The following is a 10,773-nucleotide window of genomic DNA, read 5'->3' on the forward strand; positions in this document are numbered from 1 at the left end:
CTGGCTTTTATTCAATTTAGTTTAATTGTAGCATAAAAGGTCAATAAGTTAAAAATAGACCTCACTAAGAGGTCTATTAGGCTTTATATTTGATTGTAAGATATCGATTAGGCTCGACTCCATTTGAAACTGTCTGAATGTTTTTCCAATCTGATAATGTATTATGGATAATACGTCGATCATAAGCATTCATTGGGTCAAGTTTCGCATCAATCTTTGAGTGAAGCACTTCTTTTGCGGTTTTCTTAGCAAGAGCTTCTAATTTTTTAATTTGATTTTCCTTATAAGAGCCGATATCCACAAGGACTTTTAAATGTTTACTGGTATATTGATTTACAACTTGGCTTGTTAAAACTTGAATGCTTTGAAGTGTTTTTCCTTCACGGCCGATAATAAGTCCATTATTATCACTATTTACATTAAAAGTTATAGATTGTTTGCTAGGTATTATCTCGACTGTTCCTGTTAAATTGAAATCATTTAATAATTGGAGAAGATATTTTTTTCCTTCTTCAATTGGATCAAGATTTAAAGAGACTTCTGCTTTTATATAAGCACCTAGTCCAAAGATTCCTTTTTTCTCCTCTAGCACATTAATAATCAATTGTTGTTGGTCTTGATGAAAATGATTCTTTGCAGCTATGAGGATATCGTTCATAACTTTTCCTTCGAATATTTTCGGTTTCATCCAAATCACTCTTTCTTTTAAGTATGAGTAAGTTTTGCGACCAACGGTTAATTTATGCAATGACTAGTGGAATCTATTTCACAGATGGTCGTCATATCCTAATACAATTTTAATCTATATTATTTTGGAATGATATCCATTTTTTTATAAAGTTGCTCTAATTTTTCTTTAAATGATACGTAATCTAATTCTTTTACGCCTTTACGGGCGATTACAAAGTAATCATAGTTAGAATCTATTGTTTGTTTGTGTTCAGTTGTGACGTTTCGGATATATCGTTTAACTTTATTTCGTTCTACCGCATTTCCGATTTTTTTTCCAACTGAGATTGCAATTCTGAAGTTTTCATTGTCTGTTTTTTTATATTTATACACAATGAAATAAGGATTAGCTTTTGAACGTCCATTTTTCATGACTTGTTCAATTTCACTACTTTTTTTGATTCGATAATTTTTTTGCATCATCTCACCCGCTATATTTTTTTAGCTAGTAAAAAGACCACTATAAAGAGTGGTCTTATGCGCATAACACTTTTCTACCTTTTTTACGACGACGAGCTAAAACATTGCGTCCTCCTGGTGTTGCCATACGAGCGCGGAAACCATGAGTTTTTGCACGTTTACGTTTGTTTGGTTGCCAAGTACGTTTCATCTATAACACCTCCTAAGAGTTTTATACCATAGCATAATTCAATATTATAGTCAATCTAAACTGTAAAGTCAATGATTACTTTTTGGATATCGTGTCGTCTACTGTGGACATGTGAATAGATTTTACTTAGACGATAGAATTAAAAAGTATTCCACAATATTATTCACAATTCGACACGTTGTTTATACCTTACTCTGTGGATATTGGGGATAAATGACGAAAACATTGGTGTTACAGGCTTTTTAGCTTGTGGTTATCCACTGCACATTGTCGAAAAGTGTTGCAGATTGTTGAAGAAAAACACATATCCACAAGGTTGTTTATAACTTTTTGTTGATTTTTTACACATTGTGGACTTTTTTAAGTTTTGGTTATGCTATAATGTTGATAGAAGAGACTTTCGGATGAGGTGTATGTGGTGGAAAAATATCAACGAATATGGGATGATGCTATCAACCGACTGAAATCTAATATTTCTCAACAATCATTTGATATGTTTTTTAGCACTCCCAAAAAAGTATATAAAGTAAAGAATAATAAAATGTATGTGATTGTTCAAAATAACCATGAACAATTTATGCTAGATAAATTTTATTTAAAAGAACTTGTGGAAATGATTGCCGAAGTATCCGGATTTAATTATGATGTTAAATTTATTACAAATGACTATGTAAAAAATGATCAGCAAGCATTTGATTTAACAAAACCGGATCCAAATCTTCCAAAATATTATAGAGGGAATTTAAATACAACTTATACATTTGATCGCTTTGTTGCGGGGAAAAGCAATCGTTTAGCGTATATGATTGCTCTTCAGGTAGCGGAACGTCCTGGAGAGGTTGCCAATCCACTGTATATTTTTGGTGGGGTAGGACTTGGAAAGACACATTTAATGCAAGCCATCGGGAATTTTATTTTAGATGATAATCCATCATCAAGAATTTTATACTGTACCTCAGAAAAATTTATTGATGATTATCGTCACGCAACATTAGATAATAATTTTGAAGCATTTAAAGAAAAATATCGAAATATTGATGTTTTATTAATTGACGATATTCAATTCTTATCTAAAAAAGAACAAACTCAAACTGAGTTCTTCAACACGTTTAATGAGCTATACAATAATAATAAGCAAATTGTTATCACATCGGATCGTCCAGCATCTGATTTAAAGGATATTATGGATCGTTTAACTTCTCGATTTGAATGGGGATTACAAGCAGATATTCAAATCCCTGATACGCAAACAAGAATTGAAATTATGAAGAAAAAATTAGCTGGGGAAAACATTAATCTTGATGAGTTCCCAGAAGAAGTTTTAGAGTTTATTGCAAGTAAGTTTAATAGCAATGTTCGTACGCTTGAGGGTGCATTGAAACGTTTAATTTTCTATGCTACAATTAATAATTCAGATTTCACTATTGAATTAGCGAACGAAGCGTTAAGAGATTTATTTAAAGCAGAACAAAAAAATTCAAAAATTGATGTGAATAACATTATAAAAGAAGTTGGCGCATACTACGATGTATCAGTTGCTGATATTTTATCGAAAAAACGTAAGAAAAATATTGCTTATGCAAGGCAAGTGGCCATGTTCTTAACAAGGGAACTAACAGGAAGTTCATTCCCAAAAATCGGGGAAGCTTTTAGTGGACGCGATCATACGACAATCATGCATGGTTGTGAGAAGATTGAAAAAGAGTTAAAAGAGAGTGCTGAATTAAAGAAAGCTATTAATGATTTAAAACAGGCTCTATCTTAATTTATAAACAGGCTTATGGATAAGATTCGACATTAAAGTATGAACTGTCCACAAGTTATCCACAACTAAAAACACCTACAGGAGGATGTTTTTAGACATTATCCCCTATATTCACAAACATTATTACTAAAATGGTTATAAAAAGATATAATATATAATTATATAGGAGTGATTAATTTGAAAATTAAAGTTGATCGTCAATTGTTATTAACCCAACTTTCATACATTAGCAAAGCAATCCCGACTAAAACACCTTTACCAGTGTTGACGGGTATTAAATTTGTTGTATCAGATGAAGGTCTTTATTTAACAACAAGTGATTCAGATATTACGATTAATACATTTTTACCGTTAGAAGTAAATGATACACAAGTAATCCAAATTGATGCTGTAGGTTCAATTATTATCCCAGGAAAATATTTTATTGAAATTATTAAAAAATTAAATGGAGATACAATTGAAATTAGTACATTTGAAGGAAACTATGTCACAATTAAATGTGGACGAAGTGAATACACATTAAATGGATTTGATGTTACTCAATATCCAAACATTGAGTTAATTAAAAATGATGATCCTATTCACATGGAAAAACAATTACTAAAAACAATTATTCGTCAAACGGTATTTTCAACAGCAAATAGTGAAAATCGTCCTGTGTTAACAGGGGTTAACTTCCGCTATGATGCAGATGAGTTAATGTGTGTTGCCACAGATAGTTTCCGTTTATCTAAAAAGACAGTTCCATTAAATAAATTACATGATTCATTTAATATCGTTATTCCAGGACGTAGTTTAATCGAGTTATCAAAAATTTTAGATGATTCACATAACTCGGTAGATATCTATTTAGCAAATAATCAAATTTTATTCCAAATTGGAAATATTTCATTCCAATCACGTTTATTAGATGGAATTTATCCAGAAACAAAAGAATTTGTTCCTACAACATTCGGAATTGAAATTAAAGCAAATTATCATGAATTATTAAATGCATTTGATCGTGCTGCTTTAATTGCTCGTGATCAAGTATCTAATGTCGTTAAATTAAATATTTTACCTGAAGAAAGTAAGTTATTAATTACAGCTCAATCTCCTGAAGTCGGAAAAGTTGAAGAAGAAGTTCAAGTAGAAATGATTTCCGGTGGAGAATTACGTATTGCATGTAGTGCACTATTTATTATCGATGCATTAAAAGCAATTAATAATTCAGATGTTATCATGAGTTTCAATGGAGATATGCGTCCATTTGTTTTAAGAGATAAATACGATGAGACAACAATTCAATTAATTGTCCCAGTACGTATGGAATAGTATTTAAAAGATTAGTGACATTTTGTCACTAATCTTTTTTGTTTGTCCACAAGTTGTGGATAACTTTTAGAGTTGTTCACAGATTTGAAAACGATATTTTCCGATTTTTTTAGATAGAAAAAAGTATGATTTTACATTGGTATTATCACAAAATTAGAAGAAAATATTAAATATAGTCGAAAAAAAGATACTATTTTGCCTGTGGATAATGTGGATAAATTAAAAGAGTTAGATAAGAGAATAAAAAAAACGGTAGGAAATAAAGTTTCCCACCGTTTTTTTATTAAGATTTTTTAACTGATTGCATGAATTTTTTGATGACTGAATCTCCCGAGTAGTTTAAAACACCATTTTTATAAACTCGTGATCCGAAGGTTAGAATAATGATGATAACTAGTAGATTCAGTCCAATTGATAACCAAATCATTGGCGTTGAAACAGTCATGGTCGGGATTCGAAGTGGCATAATGTAAGGAGAAACAAATGGAATCATAGACATGACTTTGATAAATGGCGCTTCGGGTGAAGTCATTCCAAAAATTCCAATGTAGAAAGAAACAAGTCCAATGACCATAATTGGTGAAATAGCAATTTGATATTCTTCTACGGAACTAATGATTGAGCTTAAGATTAAGACACTAACGAGATAAACGAGGTAAGCGACAATTGCAAAGATAATTAGGTAAACAATAATTCGAGCTTTATCAGGTGATATCACCATTGAGACGGTATTCATAACATCTTCTGGGAGGTTTTTCATCATCGATTGAATGGAGATTGTAAATAGCACCATAAAGATAGCGAGTTGTGTTAAAGCATAGAAGCTGTTATACACAATTTTTCCGTAAAGCTGTTTGATTGGAGAAATTGAAGTAATGATAATTTCCATAACACGTGATGTTTTTTCTTCCATGATTTCTTGACCTGCATACACTGAGTACATGTATGAGAATAAGAAAATTAAGATGATTGAGATATAGGCAATTCCCATGCTCCCTAATGATTCTTCTGCTGATTGAGCTTTCTCATCAAGTGCAATTAAATTCATAGAAAATGGTCTTTGGATAAGTTCGGTTTGAGCTTCTGTTAAACCGGCAGTTTCCATTGCAATTTTTGAGTTATACCCTGATAAAATTTGTTCACCAATGGTATAGAATGAATTGTTGGAGAAATCATTGGCAACATATGTGGCAGATAATAGGTTCGTTTCATCATAATCGATAATGAAGTAAGCCGATATGTCGTTATTTTCGACGAGTTGGTTAAGTTCATCTGTTGAATCTGTACTTTGTTCAAGTAAGACATCTGAGAGAATACTATTAAAATCTTTTTCAAATTGTGAATAAAGTTGATTCGTTTCGTCCACAACATAAATTGTCTGAGAATAATCAAAAGTATCATTAAAGAAACTCATGATATTACCAAGTTGACTCACTAAAAAGCCGATGATGATTAAGAAGATGTTAAATCCAATAAAGGCTTTACTTTTAATTTTACGAAGATAGTTATATAAGACGTAGTTCCAAAATTTACTCTTCATATGCTTGTCCCACCTTTTCTATGAAAATTTCATGTAGTGAAGGTTCACACACGAGAAACTTTTCAATATGATGCTCAGGTTTTAAAGCATTAAAAATTGTTGAAACATACTCTTTATTATCGATTTTTAAACACCAATCATCTTGAACACGTGTGACTTCATTAACATGTGGAATAGCTTTTAAATAATCAAGAGTTAAATTTCCTTGAATCAGAATGGTTCTAGCATTATATGATTTTTTTATTTCTTTTAGATTACCTTGTAAAACAGTTTGACCTTTTCTCAAAATAGTAAGTCGATCACATAATGTTTCAATGTGTTCCATACGATGAGAGGAGAATATAATCACTTTACCTTGTTCTTTGAAGTTCATTATTTCTGTTTTCATCATTTCAAGATTGATTGGGTCAAGTCCTGTAAAAGGTTCATCTAGGATAATAAGTTCTGGCTTATGAATAACGGCGGTAATAAATTGAATTTTTTGTTGGTTTCCTTTTGAAAGTTCTTTAATTTTTTTGTTTTTATATTCCATGATTCCAAATTTTTCGAGCCAATAATCAAGTTCTTTATCAATTTCTTGTTCTTTCATACCTTTTAGTAAAGCAAGATAAGAAACTTGATTTTTAACGGTTAGTTTTTGTAGCAATGCTCTTTCTTCAGGTAAGTACCCAATGATATCGTTTGTTGATTCATTTATTTTGTGGCCATTCCAAGTGATTTCACCAGAGGTTTGATCATAAAGTCCTAAAATCATTCTAAATGTTGTGGTTTTACCTGCTCCATTTGCCCCGAGTAATCCATAGATTTCACCTTTTTTTAGATGCAGGTTTAAGTCTGATACGGCTTTTATATCATGAAACTCTTTATTTACATTTTTTAAAACTAGCACCGTTTTTCTCTCCTTTTCATGTAAATTCATGAAGTATGCGCCTTATGATTAAGTCATAGATATCAATATTATGATATATTTGGTATCAAATAACAATATTTGGATGATAATAATTCATAATTGCTTTTTATCCACAAATTTAATTTCTCATAAAATATTGAAGGATGTTAAAGAATTTTGTCTAAAACGAAAGAAATTTGTTTACTATTTGTGATACTAATGTTATTTTTATTGTTTATTGTCGAGTTTTAGATGTAAAATAAGAATAGTCTTTTTGAATAGTGTGAAGTTTAATGTTTACTGTAAGGAGTGAGCTTATATGATATATGATGTAATCGTTGTTGGTGGAGGTCATGCCGGAATTGAGGCGGCACTTGCCCCGGCACGTATGGGTTGCCAAACTTTAATGGTAACGGGAGATATTAATCGTATTGGTCATATGCCATGTAATCCAGCTATTGGGGGTCCAGCGAAAGGGATTGTTGTTCGTGAAATCGATGCCCTTGGTGGAGAAATGGGTGCTAATACAGATAAGACGCATATTCAAATGCGTATGTTAAACACAGGTAAAGGACCTGCTGTTCGAGCACTTCGTGCTCAAGCGGATAAAGTTGATTATCCAAAAGAAATGCAAAAAACAGTTCTTTCACAAGAAAATTTAGATGTTAAAGAAGCAATTGTGGATAACTTAATTGTTGAAGATGGAACTGTTAAAGGAATTACTTTAGAATCTGGGGAACAAATTTTTGGTAAAACGGTTATTTTAACAACAGGTACTTACATGCATTCTAAAGTCATGATCAGTGATGAGATTACATTAAGTGGACCTGATGGTGCTAAAACTTCGTTAGGATTATCTCAAAGTCTAAAAGATTTAGGATTTGAGCTATTCCGATTAAAAACTGGAACACCGCCTCGTGTTGCAACAGATAGTGTTGATTTTTCTAAAACAGAAATTCAACCTGGCGATGATGTTGTTCGTGCGTTTAGTTTTGATACAAAAGAACATTTACCACTTGAGGATCAAGTGCCATGTTATTTAACTTATACAAGTGGTGATACACACCAAATTATTATGGATAACTTAACACGTTCTTCAATGTATTCAGGAGTTGTTGAAGGGGTTGGACCTCGTTACTGTCCATCAATTGAAGATAAAGTGGTTCGTTTTAACGATAAACCACGTCACCAAATCTTCTTAGAACCTGAAAGTAAGCACATCGATGAAATTTATGTTCAAGGGTTCTCGAGTAGTTTACCAAGAGACGTACAAGAGAAAATGATTCGTACGATTGCAGGGTTAGAAAATTGTCGTATTGTGCGTTATGCTTATGCCATTGAGTATGATGCAATTAAACCTGTTCAATTATGGCCGTCACTTGAAACTAAATTAGTTAAAAATTTATATAGTGCAGGTCAAATTAACGGAACAAGTGGATATGAAGAAGCAGCAGGGCAAGGAATTATGGCCGGAATTAATGCGGCACTTCGAGTACAAGGGAAAGATCCATTAATTTTAAAACGTAGTGAAGCTTATATTGGGGTATTAATTGATGATTTAGTGACGAAAGGAACGTTAGAACCTTATCGTTTATTAACATCTCGTGCAGAATATCGCTTATTATTACGCCATGATAATGCAGATTTACGTTTACGCGAATATGGACATCAAGTTGGTTTAATTAATGAAGAAAAATATGCAGCCTTTTTAGATAAAAAAGCTCAAATTGAAGCTGAAAAAGAACGCTTATCTCAAATTAAAATTACTCCAAAAGGAAATACGAATGAATATTTAGAAAGTATTCCTTCATCTCCTTTAAAAGATGGGATTACAGCTCTTGAACTTTTAAAACGTCCAGAGATTACTTATCAACATATCCACAGTTTAATTGAAGAAAAAAATGAATCAATTTCTGAAGAAGTCATTGAGCAGGTTGAAATTCAAGTTAAATACGAAGGATATATTAATAAGGCTTTACAACAAGTTGAAAAACTTCATAAAGTTGAAGAAAAGAAAATTCCAGACTACATTGATTATGATGATGTTCCAAACTTAGCGATCGAAGCAAAACAAAAACTAAAAGATATTCGTCCATTAACAATTGGACAAGCAACTCGTATTTCGGGAGTTAATCCGGCGGATATTTCAATCTTAATGGTTTATTTAGAGTCAGGGAAATTTAAAAAAATTAATTAATAAAAAAAGAGTTAAGGAAGGACGCTTTCTTAACTCTTTGTCGAGTAAGGAGATGAAATAATGACACCACAACAATTTTATGAGGCATTAAAAGAATTTGGAATTGAGTTAACGGAAGAGCAAAAATGGCAATTACATCGTTATTTTGAATTATTAGTTGAATGGAATGAAAAAATGAATTTAACTGGAATAACTGAAGTTAATGAAGTTTATTTAAAACATTTCTATGATTCGTTACTTGCATTTTTAATGTTTAAAGATATCCACAAGTGTGAATCTTTATGTGATGTTGGATCTGGAGCAGGATTCCCAGCTTTACCGGTGAAAATCGTTTATCCACATTTAAAGATGGATTTAGTCGATTCCCTAGGAAAACGTGTGAACTTTTTAAATCATGTTATTGCGGAAACAAAGCTTCAAAATATCAAGGCTTATCATTCACGTGCTGAAGAATATGCAGATAAACATCGTGAATCGTTTGATATTGTAACAGCACGTGCGGTTGCAAGATTAAATGTTTTATCTGAGTTATGTGTGCCTTTAGTTAAAGAGGGTGGATTCTTTATTGCTCTAAAAGGTCAAACAGGTGATGAAGAATTAAAAGAATCTAAAAAAGCATTAGAAACATTTGGTGTGGAAATCATTGAAGTCAAACATATTGAGTTACCCGAAGAAGCGGGAACTCGAACTAATATTTATACAAAAAAATACAAAAAGACACCAAACAAGTATCCAAGAGCATACGGGCAGATTAAAAATAAGCCAATAAAATAGCATTAACTGTCAGTTGTCAGGACAAGACTTTATAAATGATAGAAAAAAGAAGAAAAATACGTTATAATTTAAACATTAATTCTTTTTTATTTTACTATAAGGGGGACATAGGGTGTTTAGCTTTTTTTCGAAAGATGACTCGCACAATCAAGTAAAAGATGAAGTAACTCAATTACCTATTGCAAAAATTGTTCCGAATAAATATCAACCACGAAATATTTTTAATGACGAAAAGATTTTGGAATTATCAGAATCAATTAGGGAACACGGGGTTATTCAACCAATCGTGGTAAGAAAATTAAAAGATGGATATGAAATTATCGCCGGAGAACGACGTTATCGTGCATCAAAATTAATTGGATTAGATAAAGTTCCTGCTATTATTCGTGATTATGATGATAAAAAATCAGCATCAATTGCGATTGTTGAAAATATTCAACGTGAAGATTTAACGGCAATCGAGGAAGCTTTAGCTTACAAACAGTTAATTGATTTACATGGTATTACGCAGGCGACTTTAGCAAAACAGATGGGAAAATCTCAATCGACGGTTGCTAATAAAATTCGTTTATTAAATTTATCTGAAACGGTGCAACAGGCTGTTTTAGAACGTAAAATTACGGAACGTCACGCACGTGCATTATTAGTGGTAAAAGAGGAAGAGTTACAGTTAGAGTTATTAAATAAAGTGATTGAAAAGGATTTAAATGTATCAGAAACAGAACGTTTAATTGATGAGACATTAAATCCAGTTCAAAAGCCGACGAAGCCAAAAACAATTTCTCGTGTTCCAAGAGATTATCGTATTGCAATGAATACGTTTAAACAAGCAATTATGATGGTTGAAAAAACAGGAATGAAAGTTGCTCATGAAACAGAAGAATTAGAGGATTCTTATGTGATTAAAATTTCCCTTCCTAAAAATAAACATTAATAGAAAAAAAACAGGATTATT

General features: G+C 31.7%; 10 protein-coding genes. 5 read left to right on the forward strand and 5 right to left on the reverse strand.

Annotated features, from left to right (window positions below; genetic code table 11):
• Window positions 1-76: 76 nt before the first annotated feature.
• From jag to rpmH, 3 genes are all read right to left on the reverse strand, one after another.
• Window positions 77-688, reverse strand: coding sequence for an RNA-binding cell elongation regulator Jag/EloR (jag, locus tag HMPREF9402_RS09350; RefSeq protein WP_009607229.1), 612 nt, complete (start codon window positions 686-688; stop codon window positions 77-79).
• A 119-nt stretch (window positions 689-807) separates the two neighbouring features.
• Window positions 808-1,149 carry a ribonuclease P protein component gene (gene rnpA, locus HMPREF9402_RS09355; RefSeq protein ID WP_006784009.1) on the reverse strand — a complete coding sequence of 114 codons (342 nt, stop codon included), beginning with the start codon at window positions 1,147-1,149 and terminating at the stop codon, window positions 808-810.
• A gap of 55 nt (window positions 1,150-1,204) precedes the next feature.
• Complete coding sequence (rpmH, locus tag HMPREF9402_RS09360; protein WP_006784010.1) at window positions 1,205-1,339, reverse strand: 50S ribosomal protein L34; 135 nt, start codon at window positions 1,337-1,339, stop codon at window positions 1,205-1,207.
• Between the two features lie 418 nt (window positions 1,340-1,757).
• On the opposite strand from rpmH, the gene dnaA reads away from it, so the two are divergent.
• The gene (gene dnaA, locus HMPREF9402_RS09365; protein ID WP_006784011.1) at window positions 1,758-3,104 is read left to right on the forward strand and encodes a chromosomal replication initiator protein DnaA; all 1,347 of its coding nucleotides are present in this window, start codon (window positions 1,758-1,760) and stop codon (window positions 3,102-3,104) included.
• 168 nt (window positions 3,105-3,272) lie between these two features.
• Window positions 3,273-4,418: a DNA polymerase III subunit beta gene (gene dnaN, locus HMPREF9402_RS09370; RefSeq protein ID WP_237701261.1), complete on the forward strand. Its 1,146-nt coding sequence runs from the start codon at window positions 3,273-3,275 to the stop codon at window positions 4,416-4,418.
• Between the two features lie 283 nt (window positions 4,419-4,701).
• Here dnaN and HMPREF9402_RS09375 read toward each other — a convergent pair whose 3' ends face one another.
• Together HMPREF9402_RS09375 and HMPREF9402_RS09380 are read right to left on the reverse strand one after the other, a co-directional pair.
• Entirely contained in the window at window positions 4,702-5,958 is a 1,257-nt protein-coding gene (locus HMPREF9402_RS09375; protein WP_009607231.1) for an ABC transporter permease, read from the reverse strand.
• Window positions 5,948-6,847, reverse strand: a complete 900-nt coding sequence (locus HMPREF9402_RS09380) for an ABC transporter ATP-binding protein (protein ID WP_006784014.1) — start codon at window positions 6,845-6,847, stop codon at window positions 5,948-5,950. Before HMPREF9402_RS09380 ends, HMPREF9402_RS09375 begins: the two co-directional genes overlap by 11 nt.
• A gap of 319 nt (window positions 6,848-7,166) precedes the next feature.
• Here HMPREF9402_RS09380 and mnmG point away from each other — a divergent pair, with 319 nt between their 5' ends.
• From mnmG to noc, 3 genes are all read left to right on the forward strand, one after another.
• Window positions 7,167-9,044, forward strand: coding sequence for a tRNA uridine-5-carboxymethylaminomethyl(34) synthesis enzyme MnmG (gene mnmG, locus HMPREF9402_RS09385; protein ID WP_006784015.1), 1,878 nt, complete (start codon window positions 7,167-7,169; stop codon window positions 9,042-9,044).
• 60 nt (window positions 9,045-9,104) lie between these two features.
• Window positions 9,105-9,818 carry a 16S rRNA (guanine(527)-N(7))-methyltransferase RsmG gene (gene rsmG, locus HMPREF9402_RS09390; RefSeq protein WP_006784016.1) on the forward strand — a complete coding sequence of 238 codons (714 nt, stop codon included), beginning with the start codon at window positions 9,105-9,107 and terminating at the stop codon, window positions 9,816-9,818.
• A gap of 112 nt (window positions 9,819-9,930) precedes the next feature.
• Complete coding sequence (gene noc / locus HMPREF9402_RS09395; protein WP_009607226.1) at window positions 9,931-10,752, forward strand: nucleoid occlusion protein; 822 nt, start codon at window positions 9,931-9,933, stop codon at window positions 10,750-10,752.
• Window positions 10,753-10,773 lie beyond the last annotated feature (21 nt).

Source organism: Turicibacter sp. HGF1 (assembly GCF_000191865.1).
Lineage (GTDB): Bacteria > Bacillota_I > Bacilli_A > MOL361 > Turicibacteraceae > Turicibacter > Turicibacter sanguinis.